This is a genomic window from Stenotrophomonas maltophilia (assembly GCF_006970445.1).
GTDB classification, from domain to species: Bacteria; Pseudomonadota; Gammaproteobacteria; order Xanthomonadales; family Xanthomonadaceae; genus Stenotrophomonas; species Stenotrophomonas maltophilia_AU.
In genome coordinates, this window is sequence record NZ_CP033877.1 from 608,336 (window position 1) to 626,934 (window position 18,599).

Annotated in this window: 19 protein-coding genes; 8 read left to right on the forward strand and 11 right to left on the reverse strand. The window is 66.7% G+C overall.

The annotated features are described in order from the left end of the window. The first annotated feature begins 28 nt into the window (after positions 1–28). Positions 29–1,417, forward strand: coding sequence for a hypothetical protein (locus EGM71_RS02725; RefSeq protein ID WP_188487660.1), 1,389 nt, complete (start codon positions 29–31; stop codon positions 1,415–1,417). 12 nt (positions 1,418–1,429) lie between these two features. Here the strand turns inward: EGM71_RS02725 and EGM71_RS02730 are convergent, their stop codons facing one another. Continuing rightward, on the reverse strand, positions 1,430–2,833 hold the full coding sequence (locus EGM71_RS02730; RefSeq protein WP_135966961.1) for a mannose-1-phosphate guanylyltransferase/mannose-6-phosphate isomerase: 1,404 nt from the start codon (positions 2,831–2,833) through the stop codon (positions 1,430–1,432). A 12-nt stretch (positions 2,834–2,845) separates the two neighbouring features. Beyond that, the gene (locus tag EGM71_RS02735; protein WP_188487662.1) at positions 2,846–4,192 is read right to left on the reverse strand and encodes a phosphomannomutase; all 1,347 of its coding nucleotides are present in this window, start codon (positions 4,190–4,192) and stop codon (positions 2,846–2,848) included. Between the two features lie 139 nt (positions 4,193–4,331). Between EGM71_RS02735 and EGM71_RS02740 the strand changes: the two genes are divergently transcribed. From EGM71_RS02740 to EGM71_RS02750, 3 genes are read left to right on the forward strand one after another with little or no spacing between them, the layout of a single operon-like run. Continuing rightward, positions 4,332–5,066: a CoA transferase subunit A gene (locus EGM71_RS02740; RefSeq protein ID WP_188487664.1), complete on the forward strand. Its 735-nt coding sequence runs from the start codon at positions 4,332–4,334 to the stop codon at positions 5,064–5,066. Between the two features lies 1 nt (position 5,067). Further along, entirely contained in the window at positions 5,068–5,700 is a 633-nt protein-coding gene (locus EGM71_RS02745) for a CoA transferase subunit B (protein WP_049443084.1), read from the forward strand. 46 nt (positions 5,701–5,746) lie between these two features. Then, positions 5,747–6,334 carry an alpha-ketoglutarate-dependent dioxygenase AlkB family protein gene (locus EGM71_RS02750; RefSeq protein ID WP_188487666.1) on the forward strand — a complete coding sequence of 196 codons (588 nt, stop codon included), beginning with the start codon at positions 5,747–5,749 and terminating at the stop codon, positions 6,332–6,334. Positions 6,335–6,349: 15 nt separating this feature from the next. Here EGM71_RS02750 and EGM71_RS02755 read toward each other — a convergent pair whose 3' ends face one another. The 5 genes from EGM71_RS02755 to EGM71_RS02775 form a co-directional block, all read right to left on the reverse strand. Next, a complete protein-coding gene (locus EGM71_RS02755; RefSeq protein WP_188487668.1) occupies positions 6,350–7,312 on the reverse strand; it encodes a glycosyltransferase family 2 protein in 963 nt (320 codons plus the stop codon). 124 nt (positions 7,313–7,436) lie between these two features. After that, on the reverse strand, positions 7,437–8,078 hold the full coding sequence (locus EGM71_RS02760; protein WP_049443087.1) for an ABC-type transport auxiliary lipoprotein family protein: 642 nt from the start codon (positions 8,076–8,078) through the stop codon (positions 7,437–7,439). After that, entirely contained in the window at positions 8,075–9,001 is a 927-nt protein-coding gene (locus tag EGM71_RS02765) for an MlaD family protein (RefSeq protein ID WP_014035909.1), read from the reverse strand. The genes EGM71_RS02760 and EGM71_RS02765 overlap by 4 nt, the downstream gene beginning before the upstream one ends. 3 nt (positions 9,002–9,004) lie before the next feature. Further along, positions 9,005–9,832, reverse strand: a complete 828-nt coding sequence (locus tag EGM71_RS02770) for an ABC transporter ATP-binding protein (RefSeq protein ID WP_188487670.1) — start codon at positions 9,830–9,832, stop codon at positions 9,005–9,007. 1 nt (position 9,833) lies between these two features. Continuing rightward, entirely contained in the window at positions 9,834–10,955 is a 1,122-nt protein-coding gene (locus EGM71_RS02775; protein WP_075675419.1) for an MlaE family ABC transporter permease, read from the reverse strand. Between the two features lie 92 nt (positions 10,956–11,047). On the opposite strand from EGM71_RS02775, the gene EGM71_RS02780 reads away from it, so the two are divergent. Continuing rightward, positions 11,048–12,307, forward strand: coding sequence for a threonine/serine ThrE exporter family protein (locus EGM71_RS02780; RefSeq protein WP_014035912.1), 1,260 nt, complete (start codon positions 11,048–11,050; stop codon positions 12,305–12,307). Positions 12,308–12,423: 116 nt separating this feature from the next. Here EGM71_RS02780 and EGM71_RS02785 read toward each other — a convergent pair whose 3' ends face one another. The 3 genes from EGM71_RS02785 to EGM71_RS02795 all read right to left on the reverse strand — a co-directional run bounded on the left by EGM71_RS02785 (position 12,424) and on the right by EGM71_RS02795 (position 15,767). Further along, positions 12,424–12,807, reverse strand: coding sequence for an H-NS family nucleoid-associated regulatory protein (locus EGM71_RS02785; RefSeq protein ID WP_005415203.1), 384 nt, complete (start codon positions 12,805–12,807; stop codon positions 12,424–12,426). 221 nt (positions 12,808–13,028) lie between these two features. Further along, the gene (locus EGM71_RS02790; protein WP_188487672.1) at positions 13,029–14,732 is read right to left on the reverse strand and encodes a proline--tRNA ligase; all 1,704 of its coding nucleotides are present in this window, start codon (positions 14,730–14,732) and stop codon (positions 13,029–13,031) included. Between the two features lie 660 nt (positions 14,733–15,392). Next, positions 15,393–15,767, reverse strand: coding sequence for a DUF4124 domain-containing protein (locus EGM71_RS02795; protein ID WP_188487674.1), 375 nt, complete (start codon positions 15,765–15,767; stop codon positions 15,393–15,395). Between the two features lie 80 nt (positions 15,768–15,847). On the opposite strand from EGM71_RS02795, the gene pssA reads away from it, so the two are divergent. Genes pssA through rimI form a run of 3 tightly spaced genes read left to right on the forward strand, consistent with a single transcriptional unit; the run spans position 15,848 to position 17,618 of the window. Further along, a complete protein-coding gene (gene pssA, locus EGM71_RS02800) occupies positions 15,848–16,624 on the forward strand; it encodes a CDP-diacylglycerol--serine O-phosphatidyltransferase (protein ID WP_005415206.1) in 777 nt (258 codons plus the stop codon). Next, positions 16,621–17,124 carry a hypothetical protein gene (locus EGM71_RS02805; protein ID WP_188487675.1) on the forward strand — a complete coding sequence of 168 codons (504 nt, stop codon included), beginning with the start codon at positions 16,621–16,623 and terminating at the stop codon, positions 17,122–17,124. Before pssA ends, EGM71_RS02805 begins: the two co-directional genes overlap by 4 nt. Then, on the forward strand, positions 17,121–17,618 hold the full coding sequence (gene rimI, locus EGM71_RS02810) for a ribosomal protein S18-alanine N-acetyltransferase (protein WP_049414339.1): 498 nt from the start codon (positions 17,121–17,123) through the stop codon (positions 17,616–17,618). Before EGM71_RS02805 ends, rimI begins: the two co-directional genes overlap by 4 nt. A gap of 45 nt (positions 17,619–17,663) precedes the next feature. Here rimI and EGM71_RS02815 read toward each other — a convergent pair whose 3' ends face one another. After that, entirely contained in the window at positions 17,664–18,485 is an 822-nt protein-coding gene (locus EGM71_RS02815; RefSeq protein WP_188487677.1) for an EamA family transporter, read from the reverse strand. Positions 18,486–18,599: the final 114 nt, after the last annotated feature.

Sequence of the window (18,599 nt, forward strand, 5' to 3'; positions counted from 1 at the left end):
GCTGCGCTTGTACCTGAAAGGACGCTCCATGAATCTGCCTGCTTTGCACGCCCGCGCATCGCGAAAGTGGTCTCCACTCATGCTGGCACTGGGTGTCGGTGCGCTGGCGCTGCTGGCACGACTGCTGTACGTACAGTTCTTCGCTACGCCGATGCCCTACATGGATCAATGGGATGGGGAGTGGGCCTCTGCGCTCAAGCCATGGCTGGAAGGAACATTGCAGTGGCAGATGTTGTTCGCGCCGCACAATGAGCATCGCATCCTGCCCACGCGCCTGGTCACCCTGCTGTCGTATGCCGTCACCGGGCAGTGGAACAACGTCTACGAAGCACGGGTCGCAGCCGTCGTGTTCTGCTTCATCCCCGCATTGCTGGTCTGGCACACGCTTCGCGACGCGGGCGCTGCTGTGGGTCGCTGGATGCTGCTGCTGTTGGCGATTCTGCTGTCAGTCCTGCCGTTCGCGTGGGAGAACTTTCTCGTTGGCTTCCAGTCGCAGTTCTATTTCCTGATCCTGTCCAGCATCGTGGCCATCGCGCTGGTGGCCAGGCACCATCAGAGCATTGTGGCATTGCCTGCTGCGATCGCACTGAGCGTGTTTGCCAGTGCCACCATGGCGTCGGGGCTGCTGACCGCAGTGGCAACGGCTGCGACCTGTGTCCTGGCCTGCATCTGCCTTCCCGGCCGACGAGTGCCGGCGTTGTGCGCAACAGCAGTGCTGGCGGCCGTCGCGATGGTCGCCTACGCTCAGGTTCCCGTGATCGAGGTCAATACGGCCTTGCGTGCGCAGAGCGCAGGCGAGTTCATCTACGCCGCGTCTCGGGTTCTGGCGTGGCCCATGCGGTCAGGTGGGTTCGCGCTGATCATCTGGCTGCCTGCCACCGTGATGGTTGTGCGCATGGTGATCCGCCGGCAAGCATCGCCGACCGATCTGGTGATGGCAGGACTCTGCATCTGGTCTGCGCTTCAGGCATTGGCCATCGCCTATGGCCGCGGGCATGACATGAGGGCGCCGATGTCCCGCTATACGGAACTGTTTGTGCCTGGCTTGTTTGCCAACGCGTGGTTTGCCATCCAATTGTGGGGCCTGGCTTCGAAGGGCCCGCGACTGCGCACGGCAAGGCGTGCGGCGGTACTCCTGTTCGCGCTTGTCGTTGCATATCCACTGCTGGGCCGGATCGGAAAGGATGTTGCCAAGCTCCAGCATTTCAGCGCGGCAGCGCGGCTGCAACAGGACAATGTCCGGCGCTACCTTGCGGGCGCTGACCTCCGTGCGCCGCAGGCGGGCGAGTTCGAGCTGCCGTATCCCGACACGAACCGCCTCAAGTCCTATCTGGATGATCCGGTCCTGCGCCGGATCCTTCCTGTAGACCGTGCCGGATCGGCGCCCCTGGAGGGCGCCGGAGCTCAGCGGCGCTGAGAGCTGAACCCGTCAGCTACGCCCGTAGGTGTCCTCGAAGCGAACGATATCGTCTTCGCCCAGGTAACTGCCGGACTGCACTTCGATCAGTTCCAGCGGCAGTTTGCCCGGGTTGCGCAGGCGATGGGTCACGCCCAGCGGAATGTAGGTGCTCTGGTTCTCGCTCAGCAGGATGACCTCGTCACCCCGGGTCACCTCGGCGGTGCCGCTGACCACGATCCAGTGTTCGGCACGATGGTGGTGCATCTGCAGGCTCAGCGTGCCGCCGGGCTTGACCGTGATCCGCTTCACCTGGAAGCGGGCACCGTTGTCGATCGAATCGTAGGCGCCCCACGGACGATAGACCTTGCGGTGCCAGGTCGCTTCACTGCGGCCTTCGGTCTTCAACTGTGACACCACTGTCTTGACCTCCTGCATGCGGTCAGCCTTGCCGACCAGTACCGCATCGTCGGTCTCCACCACGATCACATCGTCCAGGCCGACCATCGCCACCAGGCGCTGGCCATAGGCGTAGGTGTTGCGGCAGTCGATGGCGATCACATCGCCCTGGTGGGCATTGCCGTCACCATCCTGCTGCGAGACGTCGCGCAGTGCGGTCCACGAACCGACATCATTCCAACCCGCGTCGAGCGGGATCACCACCGCATCGGCGGTCTTCTCCATCACCGCGTAGTCGATGGAATCAGAGGCGACGGCGGCGAAGGCGGCCTTGTCCAGGCGCGTGAAGTCGGTGTCGCGGCGGGCCAGCTGCCATGCGCTGCGGCTGCCGGCGAGCATCTCCGGCTGGAAGCGTTCCAGCTCCTGAAGGTAGCGCGATGCCTTGAACAGGAACATGCCGCTGTTCCAGTAGTACTGGCCGCTGGCCACGTACCCGGTAGCGGTATCCAGGTCGGGCTTCTCGACGAAGCGTTCGACGGCACGAAGGCCCTGGCCGTCGGCGGCCTTGATGTAGCCGTAGCCGGTTTCAGGGCCCGTGGGCACGATGCCGAAGGTCACCAGCTTGCCCGCTTCGGCAGCACTGGTGGCTGCCTGGACGACGCTGCGGAAGGTGGCTTCATCGCTGATCACGTGGTCCGAAGGCAGCACCAGCAGCAGCGCATCGGCGCCGTCGCGGGTCGCTTCCAATGCCGCTACCGCGATGGCCGGCGCCGTATTGCGCCCCATTGGCTCGAGGATGATCGCAGCCGGCTCGGCCCCGACCTGGTGCAGCTGCTCGGCGGCGACGAAGCGGTGTTCCTCGTTGGCGATCACCAGCGGACCACGGCTGGCAATGGGGGCCACCCGCTGCCAAGTGGCCTGCAGCATGGTCTGCTCGCCGGCCAGTGGCAGGAACTGCTTCGGGTAGGACTCACGTGACAGCGGCCACAAGCGGGTGCCGGAGCCACCAGAGAGAATGACGGGCTGGATGATGCTCATGGTCTTCCTTGGTTATTGCTGAAGGAGGTGGGAAATTTCGTCGGTGCGCGCCTGCATCAGCGCGGCATCACCGCGGGCTTCGACATTCAGGCGCAGCAGCGGCTCGGTGTTGGAACTGCGCAGGTTGAAGCGCCAGTCGCCGAAATCGGCGCTGATGCCATCGGTGTAGTCCAGCGCGGGCGCCTGCGCGGCGAAGTGCTCCATCACGCGTGCCACGGCGGCCTTGGCATCGGCCACCTTGAAGTTGATCTCTCCGCTGCACGGATAGGCCGCCATGCGATCTTCAACCCAGTCGGCCAGTGAACGTCCGCTTTCCGAAATCAGCTGGGCGATCAGCAGCCACGGGATCATCCCGGAGTCTGCATAGGCGAACTCGCGGAAGTAGTGGTGGGCGCTCATCTCGCCGCCATACACCGCATCTTCCGCGCGCATCTTCTCCTTGATGAAGGCGTGGCCGCTCTTGCACAGCACAGGCACGCCGCCGGCGGCTTCGACCATTTCCACTGTGTTCCAGACCAGGCGCGGATCGTGTACGACCTTGCCACCGGGCTGGCGGGCGAGAATGGCCTTTGCCAGCAGGCCGACCAGGTAATAGCCTTCGATGAAACGGCCGGTGTGATCGAAGAAGAAACAGCGGTCGAAGTCACCGTCCCAGGCGATGCCGAAGTCGGCGCCGTGTTCGCGCACGGCCTCGGCGGTGGTGGCGCGGTTCTCCGGCAGCAGCGGGTTGGGGATGCCGTTGGGGAAGTTGCCATCGGGTTCATGGCAGATGCGGATGAATTCCAGCGGCAGATGCGGCGCCAGCAGGTCGACGATGGCACCGGCGCCGCCGTTGCCGGCATTGACCACCAGCTTCAGCGGCTTGAGCTTGCTGGCGTCCACGTAGCCCAGCAGGTGATCGATGTAGGCGCTCTTGTCGTGGCGCGCGGTCTGCGCCGCAACCGGTGGCTGTGCGGCGCCGGTATCGGCGGCCACCGCGTCGGAGATCGCGAACAGGCCGGTATCGGAACTGATTGGCCGTGCGTTTTCCTTGACCAGCTTCATCCCGTTGTAGTCCATGGGGTTATGGCTGGCAGTCACCATCACGCCGCCCGCGGCGCCCAGGTGGTCGGTCTGGAAGTAGACCTCCTCGGTGCCGCACAGGCCGATGTCGATCACTTCGCGGCCCACGCCACGCAGGCCGGCGGCCAGCGCGTCCTGCAGTGCCGGGCTGGTCAACCGGACGTCATGACCCAGGACCACGGGGCCCGGGGCGAGCTGAGCGGCCAGGGCGACGCCGATGCGGCGGGCGAGGTCTTCGTTCAGTTCTTCCGGGACGCGGCCACGGATGTCATAGGCCTTGAAGGCGGGCAGGGGCATCGATCAGGTCCAATGTGGGCACAGCCCTTGATTGTACCGCCAGCTCGGTATGGGAATCGTTTCCATGCCGCAACGCCACGTGACCGGCCGGCGCGCTGGCCTAGAATGGTTGGATTACATCAACGAGGTGAGGGCGTAGATGAGCAACCCGGCAACGACCGGCGGCAAGCGCGGCAAGCGTTTCGCCAGTGCGGCGGAGGCCCTGCAGGGGGTGGTCGCCGATGGCCAGACCCTGGCCGTGGGCGGCTTTGGCCTGTGTGGCATTCCCGAGGCGCTGATCGCTGCCTTGCGCGACAGCGGCGCCAGGGGCCTGACCGTGATCTCCAACAATGCCGGCGTCGATGGCTTCGGCCTGGGCCAACTGCTGGAAACGCGGCAGATCAAGAAGATGATTTCGTCCTACGTGGGCGAGAACAAGGAATTCGAGCGGCAGTTCCTGGCCGGCGAACTGGAGCTGGAATTCAACCCGCAGGGCACCCTGGCCGAGCGCCTGCGTGCCGGTGGCGCGGGTATTCCGGCGTTCTTCACTGCCACCGGCTACGGCACGGTGGTGGCCGAGGGCAAGGAAACCCGCGAATTCGACGGCAAGCACTACGTGATGGAGACCGCGCTGCGCGCCGACGTGGCGCTGGTCAAGGCCTGGAAGGCCGACGAGGCCGGCAACCTGGTGTTCCGCAAGACCGCGCGCAACTTCAACCCGGCCTGTGCGATGGCTGGCAAGGTCTGCATCGTGGAAGTGGAAGAGGTGGTGCCGGTCGGCGCCATCGACCCGGACCAGGTGCACCTGCCGGGCATCTATGTGCACCGCATCGTGCACAACGCGCATCCCGAGAAGCGAATCGAACAGCGCACCATCCGCGCGGAGGGCAACTGACATGGCGTGGACCCGTGATGAGATGGCCGCACGCGCGGCGCGCGAGCTGACCGATGGCGCCTATGTGAACCTGGGCATCGGCCTGCCGACGCTGGTTGCCAACCACATTCCCGAAGGCGTGGACGTGTGGCTGCAGTCGGAAAACGGCCTGCTCGGTATCGGCCCGTTCCCGACCGACGCCGAAGTCGACGCCGACCTGATCAATGCCGGCAAGCAGACCGTCACTGCACGTGCGGGCGCCAGCTACTTCGGCAGCCACGACAGCTTCGCGATGATCCGTGGTGGACACGTCAACCTGGCCATCCTCGGTGCCATGCAGGTGACCGACAAGGGCGACCTGGCCAACTGGATGGTGCCCGGCAAGATGGTCAAGGGCATGGGCGGTGCGATGGACCTGGTCGCTGGCGTGCAGCGCGTGGTGGTGCTGATGGAGCACACCGCCAAGAACGGCGAGCACAAGATCCTGGCCGAATGCACGCTGCCGTTGACCGGCGTGGGCGTGGTCGACCGCATTATTACCGACCTGGCGGTGTTCGACGTGACTGACAAGGGCCTGCTGCTGGTGGAAGCCGCGCCGGGTGTCAGTGATGAGGAACTGCAGGAAAAGACCGGCGTCGCGTTTCTTCGCGGCTGAAGGTGCAAGGGCGGCCCAGGGCCGCCCTGTTTCTTGAGGGGGTGCCATGCTGTTTCCCCATGCGCTGCCCGATGCCGATGTGTTGCACCTGCCGGGCTGGCTGGCCGCGACCGATGCCGACCGGCTGATGGAGGCGCTGCAGGCCGGCGTGCCGTGGGAGGTCCACCGCATCCGCATGTTCGGCAACTGGGTGGACTCGCCACGGCTGAGCTGCTGGATCGGCGACCCGCATGCCCGCTACCGTTACTCTGGTGCCGAGTTCGTGCCGCACCCGTGGCCGCCTGTGTTGCTGGCCGTGCGCGAGCACCTGCAGGCCGAAGGACACGGCCACTTCAACAGCGTGCTGCTGAACCGCTATCGCAGTGGGGGTGACTACATGGGCTGGCATAGCGATGACGAGCCGGAGCTGGGGCCGGCCCCGGTGATCGCTTCGCTGAGCCTGGGGGCCGCGCGCCGTTTCCTGCTGCGCCGACGCGACGACCCGGCGCGCAAGGCTGAATTCGTGCTTGGCCACGGTGACCTGCTGCTGATGGCCGGGCAGACCCAGCGCTTCTACCAGCACGCGCTGCCGAAGATGGCGCGGGTGCAGGGAGAGCGGATCAACCTGACGTTCCGGTGGATCCAGCCCGGCTGATCCTGGGACGAAGTGTCAGGCGCGCAGCAGATCGATGCCGGCAGACAGCACGCCGCGACCGAAGTGGCCGTAGTTGCCGCGTAGCAGTTCACCCAGCACTGCCGGGATACGCCGCAGGCGCGAGCTCGGCAGGCTGGTGCGCACGGCGATATGACGTCGCTTGCGTTCGACCCAGGCCAGCTGGGTAGCAGGAAAGCCGAGCGAGCGCGCGCGCTCCAGCAGCTGGCCACATTCCACCCGCTCGCTTTCCAACTGGCGCTTGCGTCGTACCGCGCGTGGCGTGGCATCGTTGCCACCAAGGCCCAACTGATTGTTGCTGTGCAGGCGGTAATCAATGAGCGTCTCGGAAAGGCTGTCGATCTCCCCGCGCATGGCAGCCAGTGTGCCGATCCAGGCGTCGTGTACCCAGCCCGATGCCGGCAGCGGAAGTGCGTCGGTCAGGACCGACCGGTGCAATGCCATTGCAGCACCGGTCATCAGCTTGCGCTTGAGCATCAATCGGAACCCGTCGCCGGCATGCATCCGTGCCCGTTGCGCGGCGCCGTAGTGCAGCGCGGTGAACAGGGTCTGCGGCATGGGCTGACCTGCATCATCGATCAAGCGAGCGTCGCAGTGCAGGACGCGCAGGCCAGGGCGTGCATCGAACTCGGTGCAGAAACGTGCGACCTTGTCGGGATGCCAGACATCGTCCTGGTCACACAGGAAAATGAGCGTGCCGGTGCAGGCGTGCAGTGCGCCATCGAAATTGCGCCGATAACCCATGTTCTGTGGATTGACCTGCAGGTCAACCGAGATACCCGCAGCCTCGGCGCGTGGCACGAAGGCCCGCAGCAGCACCAACGTGCCATCGGAGGACACGTCGTCGCGGATCACGATCTGGTCTGGTCGGCGTGTCTGTGCCAGCAGGCTGTCGAGCTGCTCCTGCAGGAAGCGCTCACCGTTGTACGTACAGACGGCGATGGAGACGGATGCGGGCATCAGCGAGGGAATGGGCCGTGGCTTGTGATTATCGCACGCACCTGCTGCAACGCCGACGGGCATGGACCGGTGCTACCTGAATCTGGCGGCGGCAGCGCCGGGCCATGCCCGGCGAATGCGGCGATCAGCGCGCAACGGTCGGCTGGTCGGCCTGCCCGCTCTGCAACGTCCAGCCCACCATGTCCTGTGCCAGCTGCTGCAGGCCACGCTCGAAGGCCGCGGTCACCGCCGGTACGTCGGTGCTGCCGACCGGCTGCGCCTGGCGGAAGGTGCGGTCAGCCACCACGCGCTGGTCGGCGACGTGGATCAGCTTGGCGTTGACCTCGATCACCACGGTCGGCGTGGCCTGGCCCTGGTAATCCGATTCGAAGCGGCGCACGTCGGTGGACAGCTTGTAGTCGGCGCGGATGCCGGCGGTGCTGCGGGCCACGCCGCGGATGCGGCCTGAATCCTCGAAGCCGCGCAACAGGGTGTCCTCGATCATGTCGGTGGCCGGCTGCGCCCAGCTGGCGCCCTTGTAGATCTCCAGCTGCGACGGCGTCGGCCGCACGTTGATGCGCGGGCTGTCGACCATGCGCGCGGCGCTGGGCTTGGCCAGTACCAGCTGCCAGCTGGCCTGTGGCCACGCCGGGTCCGCCTTGACCTGCACGGATGGCGAGTACAGCGTCACCGCGGTTTTCTCGCTGCTGCCGAGGATGGAACAGCCGCCCAGCAGGGTGACCATCGAAGCAGCCAGCAGCAGGCGCGGAAGGGTGGTCGGGCTCATTTGGGTTCGAACTCCTTCGGTGCGTCGCGGCCCAGCAGGTAGCGCGCGGGGTTGTTCTCAAGGCGGTCGCTGACCCGGCGCAGGTCGCGGATCAGGCCGCGCAGTTCGGTCAGCGTCGGGCCCAGCTGGCCGAGGCCATCGTTGGCAAAGCTGTTGATCGCGGCACGGTTCTCGCCAAGGATCGAATCGGCGTTGCCGGCGGCCGAATCGAGCTTGGCCAGGGTGCCATCGAGCTTGTCGATGATGCCGGGCAGCTGCTGCACCAGGTTCTTGTCCAGGCGCTCGATGGTGCCGTTGGTGGTCTTCAGCGTGGTGTCCAGGCTGCGGGCGGCGTCGCGCGCGCTGAGCAGCAGCGCCTGCGTGCCCTGGTCACGGTCGGCCAGGCCACCGCTGATCGTCTCCAGGTTGGCCAGCGTCGCGTTGATCGAGGCCACGTTGCGGTCGCTGAGGATCTGGTCCATGCGCTCGACGATGCGGTTGGCAACGTCGGTGATGTTCTGCAGCGCCGAGGGCGTGGTCGGGATGATCGGTGCCGGATCCTTGTTGACGGTGGTCAGCGCCGGCGACTGCGGCGTGCCGCCGCTGAGCTGGATGATCGACGGGCCGGTCAGGCTGGTGATCGCCAGCTTGGCGCGGGTATCGGTCTTGACCGGCGTGTTGGAGTTCAGGCGGATGCGCGCGACCACCTGGCGCGGGTCGTCCGGCACCAGGTTCAGTTCGGTGATCGAGCCCACCGCGATGCCGTTGTACTGCACCGGGCTGCCCACCGACAGGCCGGTCACCGCTTCGCGGAACACCACGCGGTACTCCTGCCAGGTACGGTCGGAGGAGTACTTGGCGGCCCACAGGCCGAAGGCCAGCAGGGCCAGGCCGGTGATCAGGGTGAACGCGCCGATCAGCACGTAGTTGGCTTTGGTTTCCATGGCTCAGGCACTCTCGATCTGTTCGCCACGCGCGGCGCGCGCGCGGGGTCCGTGGAAGTATTCCTGGATCCACGGATGATCCAGTTTCTCGATGTCAGGCAAGGGTGCGTTGGCCACCACCTTGCGGTCGGCGATCACCGCTACCCGGTCGCAGATCGCGTACAGCGTGTCCAGGTCGTGGGTGATCAGGAACACGGTCAGCCCCAGTGCTTCCTGCAGGGTCTTGATCAGGCGGTCGAAAGCAGCCGCGCCGATCGGGTCGAGCCCGGCGGTCGGTTCATCCAGGAACAGCAACGGCGGATCCAGCGCCAGCGCACGGGCCAGGCCGGCGCGCTTGCGCATGCCGCCGGACAGCTGCGAGGGCAGCTTGTTGATCGCATCGGCGGGCAGTCCGGCCAGTTTCACTTTCAGCAGCGCCAGTTCGTAGTGCCAGCGCTCGGGCAGTTCGCGGTGGTGTTCCTTCAGCGGCACCTGCACGTTCTCGCCCACGGTCAGCGAGGAGAACAGGGCGCCGTCCTGGAACAGCACGCCGGTATTGCGTTCGATGTGCAGGCGGCTCTCGGCGTCGCCGGCACGCGCGTCGCGGCCCAGCACTTCGATCTGGCCCGCGTCGGGCGTGCGCAGGCCGAGGATCGAGCGCATCAGCACCGACTTGCCGGTGCCGGAGCCGCCGACCACACCCAGGATCTCGCCGCGGCGCACGTCCAGGTCCAGGTCTTCGTGCACGGTCTGGCTGCCGAAGCGGTTGACCAACCCGCGCACGCGGATGGCCAGCTCGTGGCCGTCGTCGTCGCGCATGTCGAGGGTTTCGGGGAGGGCGGATGTGCTCATGTCACCAGTCCATGTGCATGAACCACAACGCCGCGAAGGCGTCGATGATGATCACCAGCGAGATCGTCTGCACCACGCTGGAGGTGGTGCGCTCGCCGACCGACTGCGCGGTGCCTTCGACCTTCAGTCCTTCCAGGCAGCCGATCAGGCCGATCACCAGCGCGAACACGGGTGCCTTCGACAGGCCGACCAGCATGTGCCGCACTTCCATCGTCTCGTGCATGCGCGCGATGTACATCTGTGGCGGGATGTCGAGGTCGAACGCGCCGACGGTGATGCCGCCGGCCAGGCCGGCGACCATCGCGATGAAGGTCAACAGGGGCAGGGTGACCAGCAACGCCAGCAAGCGTGGCAACACCAGCAGGTCGACCGGGTCCAGGCCCAGGGTGCGCATCGCATCGATTTCCTCGCGTGCCTTCATCGCACCGATCTGCGCGGTGAACGCACTGGCGGTGCGGCCGGCCAGCACGATGGCGGTCAGCAGCACGGCGAATTCGCGCAGGAAGGCGATGTTGACCAGTTCGACCACGTAGATCTCGGCGCCGAAGTCGCGCAGGATGGTCGAGCCGAGGAACGCGATCACCGCGCCGACCAGGTAGGACAGCAGCGCCACCAGCGGTACCGCGTCCAGCCCGACCTGCTCCATCTGGTGCACGGTGGCGGTCAGGCGGAAGCGGCGGGGTTCCTTGACCAGCCGCGCCGCCTTGACCAGGTTCTCGCCGAGGAAGCTGCACAGCGCCTTGATGTTGTGGCCGGTGGTGTGGACGCTGACGCCCAGCCGTTCCAGCGCGGCCAGCACGCCGAAATCGCGCTTGGGCTTGGGCCGGTCGTCGGCCACTTCCTCGATGGTGCAGACCAGCGCCTGGTGGTCCGCGCGGAACTGCAGTGCGTCTTCGTGCAGATCGGCACGATGGGCCACGCGCAGCACCTGCAGCACGCCGGCCGAATCCAGCTGTTCGATGCCGGTGGCATCGATGCCGGTCAGTTTGTCGGGAACGCCGTGCAGGACTTCGGCCGCGGCCAGCGCGGTCTTCAAGGTCCAGGTGCCGGACAGGCGGATCAGGCCCGGGTCGTGGGCATCCTGTTCGAGCTGGGGGGCGTGGTTCGGGGTCACTTGGGCCATTCGGATCGCAGCATAACCGTTCTGTATCGGGCTTCGCGTCGAACTCGGATGAATTTCTCCGGTGGGGCCCAGCGTAGGTAATACTACGGCGCATGTCCGCAGACGCTCACACGATCCCCACGCCCCAGGCCACCTACGCACAGCGCGTGGCCTTTGTTTCCGAGATCGCCGGACGCCTGCACAGCTATGGCACCACGGCCCAGCGCCTGGAAACGGCGGTGGTGGCACTGGCCCGCCAGCTCGATCTGGATTGTGAACCGTGGTCGAATCCCACCGGTATCATCCTCAGCTTCAGCGATCCGGCGCAGGCGATCGGCTCCAGCGACATCACCCGCGTGATCCGCCTGGCGCCCGGTGAGAACGACCTGCACAAGCTCAGCGTCGCCGACCATATCGCCGAGGAAGTGTCCAACGGGCGGATGAGCATCGCCCAGGGCCACACTGCACTGCGCCAGCTGGACAAGGATCCGGGCCGGCGCGGCAAGCTGCGCACCATCCTGTCGTTCAGCCTCGGCGCAGCCGGCGTGGCCGGGATGTGGAAGCTGCCGTGGCTGGACATTGCCACCGCCGGTGTCATCGGCCTGATGATCGGCCTGCTCGGCATGGTCACCGATCGTCGCCCGGCCACCCGCGAAGCGGCCGAGGCGCTGGCGGCGCTGCTGGCCGGCATGGTCGCCACCCTGGTGGCGTCGTTCATCGGCGCGCTCAACCTCAACACGGTGATCATCGCCTCGCTGGTGGTGCTGCTGCCCGGCATGTCGCTGACCAATGCGGTCAACGAGCTGGCCAGCCAGCACTGGGTATCGGGTACCGCACGCTTTGCCGGCGCACTGACCACCATCATGAAGCTCAGCGTCGGCGCGATGATCGCGGTGACCCTGGCCGACGTGCTCGGCCTGGATCCGGTGATCCGGGCCACGCGGCCGCAGGGGCCGTGGGTGGAGTGGGGCTCGCTGCTGACCGCAGCGTTCGCCTTCGCGATGCTGTTCAAGGCCAACCGCCGCGATTACCCGTGGGTGATCGCCGCCTCGGTGGCCGGTTATGCGATCTCCAAGTTCGGCGGCCATGCCTGGGGTGCGCCGGCCGGCATCTTCCTGTCGGCAATGCTGTTGACCGCCGGTGGCAATCTGTTCGGTCGCCTGGTCGGGCGTCCGGGCGCGATCATCCGCCTGCCCGGCATCATCATGATGGTGCCCGGCAGCACCAGCCTGCGCGGCGTGCTGACCCTGGTCCAGCAGCAGGACGTGGGCGCCGGCCAGAGCGTGTTCCTGACCGTGCTCAACGTGGTGATGGCGCTGGTGGCGGGCCTGCTGTTCGGCAACCTGCTGATGCCGGCCCGCAAAACCCTGTAATCGCCCTCTGGGCTGCTTCCTGTGGGTGTGGACCGTTGGTCCACACCCCTTTCCTTTCCAGGGAATGAAAAAACGCCGGCTTTCGCCGGCGTTCTTCATTGCATCCCGATCCGGCCTCAGGCCTTCTTGATCAGGAAGTCTTCCGGCTTCTTGTTGCCCTTGGCAGTCAGCTCAGCCATCCAGCGCGGCTGCTTGCCACGGCCGGTCCAGGTTTCCTTGGGGTTGGCCGGGTTGCGGTACTTCGGGGCAACCTTGCCCAGCTTGCGGCCAGCGGTCTTCGACGGTGCCTTGGCGACCTTGGCCACCTTGCGCGCGCGCGGGGCCGGGGCGTCGCCGAACAGTTCCTCGATGGTGTAACCCTCGGTCTTGGCCAGCTTGGTCAGCTGGGCGCGAACCTTGGTGATCGGCCGGCGCTTGGCGACGATGGTCTGCTGCTTCTTCGCGGTGCGGATCAGTGCGCCCAGCTCGCGCGCCGACAGGCCGGTCAGGTCAATGCTCATTTACTGTTACTCCGGAAACTAATGTGTGGACGGGACAAGCCAGTCCATGGCGTCGGCGGACAGAATAGAGATGAATTAATCCAAGCACAAATGCAGGCAGGACATGCCGTGGCGGCATGCCGACGCCGTTGCGGTGATTTTGACCGGATTATGTCCGCTGCAATATCCGCCCGCGCTGGCGCAGGCAAAAAAAGACCGGGGCAGGCCCCGGTCTTTTCATGTCAGCCCTGCAGTCGCTGCAGCAGGGTCGCCTTGTCCAGGCTCTCTGCGTCGGTGGCGCGGCGCGAGCGGTACTCGTAGGTGCCGGCGGCCAGGCCGCGTTCGCTGACCACCACGCGGTGCGGGATACCGATCAGTTCCATGTCGGCGAACATCGCGCCCGGGCGCAGGCCGCGGTCGTCGAGTGCGGCGTCCAGGCCCGCCCCGCGCAGCTCCTGCAGCAGATTGGCAGCAGCATCGGCCACGGCAGCATCGCCCTTCGGGTTGATCACGCACACCACCACCTGCCACGGCGCCATCGCGTCCGGCCAGATGATGCCGGCATCGTCATGGTTCTGTTCGATCGCGGCAGCCACCACGCGCGAGATACCGATGCCGTAGCAGCCCATCGCCATTACCGCCGCCTTGCCGTTTTCATCCAGCACGGTGGCATCCAGCGCTTCGGCGTACTTGCGGCCGAGCTGGAATACATGGCCGACTTCGATGCCACGGGCGATCTTCAGTTCACCGCCGTCCAGGGCACGGTCGCCAGCACGCACGTTGCGGATGTCGGCCACTTCCGGTTCCGGCAGGTCGCGGCCCCAGTTGACGCCGGCCAGGTGGAAACCGGCTTCGTTGGCGCCGACGACGAAGTCGGCCATCGCCGCCACTTCGCGATCGGCGACCACGCGGATGGCCTTGGCCGGGGCGACCGGGCCGAGGAAGCCCGGCACGCTGCCAAGGTGCTCGGCGATTTCCGCCTCGCTGGCGAAGCGCTGCTCGTCCAGGCCGGCGACCTTGGCCAGCTTGATCTCGTTGACCTCATGGTCGCCACGCACCAGCGCCAGCACGAACTGCTGTGCCTTGCCTTCGCCGGCGATCAGCGCCACCGACTTCACCGTGCGCTGCAGGTCGATGCCGAGCAGCGCCGCGACGTCCTCGCAGGTCTTCTGGGTGGGGGTATCCACCTTGCGCATCGTTTCGGTGGCGGCCGCACGCGGTGCCGGATCGGCAGCGATCGCCGCTTCCATGTTGGCCGCGTAGTCCGAACCGGTGGAGAACACCAGTGCGTCTTCGCCGGAATCGGCGATCACGTGGAATTCCTGCGAGGCATCGCCGCCGATCGCGCCGGAGTCCGCCTGCACCATCCGGAAGTCCAGGCCGAGGCGGGTGAAGATGCGGCTGTAGGCCGACTTCATGTTCTCGTACTCGCGCACCAGGCAGTCATCGTGCAGGTGGAACGAATAGGCGTCCTTCATCAGGAACTCGCGCGAGCGCATCACGCCGAAGCGCGGGCGGATCTCGTCGCGGAACTTGGTCTGCACCTGATAGAAGTTCACCGGCAGCTGCTTGTAGCTGGACAGCTCGCTGCGCGCGAAGTCGCAGGCGGCTTCTTCGGCGGTCGGGCTGTAGCAGAACACCTGGTCCTTGCGGTCCTTGATCTTCAGCAGCTGCGGGCCGAACTTCTGCCAGCGGCCGGTCTGCTCCCACAGTTCCTTCGGCTGGATGGTCGGGATCTGGAATTCCACGGCACCGGCCCGGTCCATTTCCTCGCGCACGATGCGTTCGACCTTGCGCAGCACGCGCAGGCCCAGCGGCGACCAGGTGTACAGGCCCGATGCCAGCTTGCGGATCATGCCCGCGCGCAGCATCAGCCGATGGCTGGTCAGCTCGGCGTCGCTGGGGGTTTCCTTGGTGGTGTGCAGGTGGAACTGGGAGAGGCGCATCGTCGGCTTCGGATAACGGCAGAGACGTCTATTCTGCCAGCCCGGCCGGGGGGAGGGGTATCGGCAGGGCTGCGCCCTGCACCCGCCTGAAGCAACGTCAACTGCAACGGCAACAGCAAGAACGGGTTTCCTGGGAGATGGCGGGGTGGGTCCGGTTGCGGGGGGCGCCGTGAATACGTCCATGTAGGCTCGGTCGCCGCATCCATGCGGCTCACGCCCCCGCAACCGGACCCACCCCGCCTTCGACAGTTTCCTGCGAGCTGTCGGAATGGCCCCTGGGGTCAGATCCGTTTTCCGCAGGAAAACGGATCTGACCCCGGATTCAATTCGAGATCTGACAGATTTCATCCACGCATGGCGTGGATCTACTGACCGTCACTAGCGGTCTGTCAGGGGCGGGGCGGTGTGGGGTGGCAGGACCGTTGGCGCCATGGATGGCGCCATCGAGCCCCCATGGGTGAGGGCGCTTTGCTTGCGAAGCACTGCTTCGCAAGCGCCCGAACGCACAGCCGCCAGCGGCTGGGCCGCGCCGCGGAGCGGGGTTTACGGCGTGTCCTGCCAGCCCACACCGCCCCGCCAAACGCACGGAAAGCCCAGAGCCGGCTGTTGCCCTTGCTGTTGCCTCTGTGGGTGCAGGGCTGCAAGCCCTGCCGATAACCCTCACTGTGCTGGGCAGTAGGCCTTGATGGCGGCTTCGGCCAATCCCCTCTGCGCGGTGTGCTGCTCCGGGGTCAACGGGGTATCGGCCTTGCCATCACCATCGGTGTCCTGCATCACCTGGCCACCGCCGTCCAGCAGGGCCAGGTTGGCCCGGGCCGTGCTGCACTGCTCGGGAACCGGGGCGGCCGGGGTCTCGGTGCTGGCCGCGGCCTGCGGGGTGCGGGCCTGCTCGCGGGTCTCGTACTTCTTGCCCGCCGGTGGGGTCTCCGAGTATTGGGTCACGCCCTGGGCGTCCTTCCATTTGTAGACGGGACCGGCCACGGCGTTGGCACTGGCCAACAGCAGCAGGCATCCAAGGCAGGACAGGGCACGCATGGCAAACTCCATGGAATGGGCGTAGAACGCCGATTGCAGCATTGGCGCCGAGCACTGGCAAGTCGATTAAACTGGATTCCATGGACCCGATCACACCGCCGCCGCGCTCGCGCACGATTTACCTGCTGCCCAACCTGTTCACCACCGCCGGCCTGTTCGCCGGTTTCTACGCGATCATCGCCGCGGCCAACGGGGATTTCGTCAACGCCAGCATCGCCGTGTTCGTGGCGGCGGTGATGGATGGCCTGGACGGGCGCGTGGCGCGCCTGACCGGCACCAGCAGTGAATTCGGCGTGCAGTACGACTCGCTGGCCGACCTGGTCAGCTTCGGCATGGCCCCGGCGCTGGTGATGTACCACTGGTCGCTGTCGTGGCTGAAGTTCGATGATCCGTTGCTCGGCCGCGTCGGCTGGGCCGTGGCCTTCCTGTATGCGGCCTGCGCGGCACTGCGCCTGGCCCGCTTCAACACGCAGGTGGCGGTGGTCGACAAGCGCTGGTTCGTCGGCCTGGCCAGCCCGGCCGCAGCGGGCCTGATGATGTCCTTCGTCTGGGCGTTTGCCGATGGCAACCTGGGCTGGGATGGCAACCAGCTGCGCTATGTGGCGCTGGCGGTGACGATCATCGCTGCGCTGCTGATGGTCAGCCGTATCCGCTTCTGGAGCTTCAAGGGCGGTGCTGCCAAGGGCACCCGTTCGGACCGCGTGCCATTCCTGGTGCTGGCACTGGTGCCGGTGGCCATCGCCATCGCGGTGATCGACCTGCCGCGCGTGCTGTTCGCGGTCGGCATCCTGTACGCCTTGTCCGGCCCGGTGATGTGGGCCGTGCAGCGCCTGCGCAAGAAGCCCGAGGCCGCGTGAGCCAGGACCTGCCCGTGCTGTGGTCACCGGCCCAGCAGGCCTGGCTGCAGGCCATGGGCTATACCGTCTATCACGACTGCCAGCTGGCCGCCGAGCTGGATGCCGCGCTGCAGTTGAGCGTGGCCGAAGCCGAGGCCAGCGTCGCTCCGCCGGAACCGGTACGGGCCGCCGTGCGCTCGCGCGACGACCACGCCGGGCCCGCGCCCGCAGTCCGCGCGGAACGCCCGGCACCGCCGCGCCGCGAAACGCCGGTCAGCGCCCCGGATACCGTGCCGGCGGCTGAGCGCCCGCTGCCCAGCGGCAATGCACGCCAGCCGGTGGTACGCCTGCCGGATCGCCTGCAGATCGCACTGCTGCGCGCCTCCGGCTGCAACCCGAACGACCCGGCCACCCAGGTGCTGATGGACAGCTGGCCGCTGGACCAGCTGCGCCACGACCCGGCCGCCAAGCGTGCGCTGTGGCCGCAGCTGCGTGCCCTGCGCAAGCGGGGTGCGCCGTGAGCGCGGTGACCCGGCCCGGCCCGGTCAGCCTGCGTGCGCTGCGCGAGAGCGACCTCAATGCGGTGATGGCGATCGAGCTGCGGGGCTACCCTTTCCCCTGGACCCGCGGCATCTTCATCGACTGCCTGCGCGCCGGCTATCCCGGCCTGGCGATGGAGCGCGATGGCCTGCTGATCGGCTACGGCGTGCTCAGCATCGCCGCCGATGAAGCGCACGTGTTGAACATCTGCATCGATCCACTCGCACAGTCGCGCGGGCTGGGTCGCCAGCTGCTGCGCGCGCTGGTGCAGCTGGCCGCCGACCGCGGCGCACAGCGCGTCTTCCTGGAAGTGCGTCCGTCCAATACGCCGGCGCTGGCGCTGTACCACAGCGAAGGATTCAACGAGATCGGCCGCCGCCCGCGTTACTACCCGGCCGCACAGGGGCGCGAGGATGCGGTGGTGATGGCGATCGAACTGGTCGACGGCGACCTGCAGGTGATGCCGCCGCTGTAACGGGGAAGGGGTGCCGGCCAGCGGCCGGCACTACCGATGCGCCGCTCACGCCAGGCGCAACGCCAGCACGCCACCGACGATGAGCGACGCCGCCAGCCAGCGCGCGCGTGGTATCCGTTCGCGCAGCAGGAACACCGAGATCAGCAGCGCGAACAGGATCGAGGATTCGCGCAGCGCCGAGATCATCGCCACCGGCGCCTGGGTCATGGCCCACAACGCCATCGCATAGGAGGCGGTGGTGCCGACGCCACCGGCCAGTCCCAGCGGCCAATGCTGCCGCGCATAGTCCAGTACCGCGCCGCCGCGCGTGTACAACGCCCACAGCGGCAGCGGAATGCCCGACAGCAGGAACAACCACAGCGTGTAGCTGAGCGCGCTGCCGGACTGCCGCGCACCCTGCGCATCGACTAGGGTGTAGGTGGCGATCATCGCTGCGGTCAACAGCGGCAGGCGCAGTTGGCCGCCACGCGCACCCAGTGCCATGCACAGGATGCCGGTGCTCACCAGCACCACACCCAGCCACGCTGCAGCGGGCAATGGCTCACCGAGCAGGGTGCCCGCCAGTGCGACCAGGATCGGCGCGCTGCCACGCATCAGCGGATAGGCCAGGCTCATGTCGACCTGCTGGTAACAGCGTGCGACCAGCCCGTAATAGGTCACCTGCAACAGCACCGATGCGCCCAGCCACGGCCAGCTGTGCGCGGCTGGGAAGGGCAGCAAGGGCAGAGCGACAGCAGACAGCAGCGCGGCGCTGCCGGTCACCAGGACGGTGCCGAGGAATTTGTCGGGCCCGCGTTTGACGATCGCGTTCCAGCTGGCATGCAGCGCCGCGGCGGCGAGAACCAGCAGGAAGATGGACAGAGGCATCCGGCGATGATGCCATGCGGGGGAAATGGAAACGCCGGGCATCGCCCGGCGTTTCCGATTCCGCAGTGGTAGGTGCCAACCTTTCCTGCCGTGGTAGGTGCCAACCTTGGTTGG

What these genes read in the sequence shown, in the direction of transcription:
- EGM71_RS02725 (WP_188487660.1), top strand. Translation starts at nt 29, where the DNA reads ATGAATCTGCCTGCTTTGCACGCCCGCGCATCGCGAAAGTGGTCTCCA.
- EGM71_RS02730 (WP_135966961.1), bottom strand. Translation starts at nt 2,833, where the DNA reads ATGAGCATCATCCAGCCCGTCATTCTCTCTGGTGGCTCCGGCACCCGC.
- EGM71_RS02735 (WP_188487662.1), bottom strand. Translation starts at nt 4,192, where the DNA reads ATGCCCCTGCCCGCCTTCAAGGCCTATGACATCCGTGGCCGCGTCCCG.
- EGM71_RS02740 (WP_188487664.1), top strand. Translation starts at nt 4,332, where the DNA reads ATGAGCAACCCGGCAACGACCGGCGGCAAGCGCGGCAAGCGTTTCGCC.
- EGM71_RS02745 (WP_049443084.1), top strand. Translation starts at nt 5,068, where the DNA reads ATGGCGTGGACCCGTGATGAGATGGCCGCACGCGCGGCGCGCGAGCTG.
- EGM71_RS02750 (WP_188487666.1), top strand. Translation starts at nt 5,747, where the DNA reads ATGCTGTTTCCCCATGCGCTGCCCGATGCCGATGTGTTGCACCTGCCG.
- EGM71_RS02755 (WP_188487668.1), bottom strand. Translation starts at nt 7,312, where the DNA reads ATGCCCGCATCCGTCTCCATCGCCGTCTGTACGTACAACGGTGAGCGC.
- EGM71_RS02760 (WP_049443087.1), bottom strand. Translation starts at nt 8,078, where the DNA reads ATGAGCCCGACCACCCTTCCGCGCCTGCTGCTGGCTGCTTCGATGGTC.
- EGM71_RS02765 (WP_014035909.1), bottom strand. Translation starts at nt 9,001, where the DNA reads ATGGAAACCAAAGCCAACTACGTGCTGATCGGCGCGTTCACCCTGATC.
- EGM71_RS02770 (WP_188487670.1), bottom strand. Translation starts at nt 9,832, where the DNA reads ATGAGCACATCCGCCCTCCCCGAAACCCTCGACATGCGCGACGACGAC.
- EGM71_RS02775 (WP_075675419.1), bottom strand. Translation starts at nt 10,955, where the DNA reads ATGGCCCAAGTGACCCCGAACCACGCCCCCCAGCTCGAACAGGATGCC.
- EGM71_RS02780 (WP_014035912.1), top strand. Translation starts at nt 11,048, where the DNA reads ATGTCCGCAGACGCTCACACGATCCCCACGCCCCAGGCCACCTACGCA.
- EGM71_RS02785 (WP_005415203.1), bottom strand. Translation starts at nt 12,807, where the DNA reads ATGAGCATTGACCTGACCGGCCTGTCGGCGCGCGAGCTGGGCGCACTG.
- EGM71_RS02790 (WP_188487672.1), bottom strand. Translation starts at nt 14,732, where the DNA reads ATGCGCCTCTCCCAGTTCCACCTGCACACCACCAAGGAAACCCCCAGC.
- EGM71_RS02795 (WP_188487674.1), bottom strand. Translation starts at nt 15,767, where the DNA reads ATGCGTGCCCTGTCCTGCCTTGGATGCCTGCTGCTGTTGGCCAGTGCC.
- pssA (WP_005415206.1), top strand. Translation starts at nt 15,848, where the DNA reads ATGGACCCGATCACACCGCCGCCGCGCTCGCGCACGATTTACCTGCTG.
- EGM71_RS02815 (WP_188487677.1), bottom strand. Translation starts at nt 18,485, where the DNA reads ATGCCTCTGTCCATCTTCCTGCTGGTTCTCGCCGCCGCGGCGCTGCAT.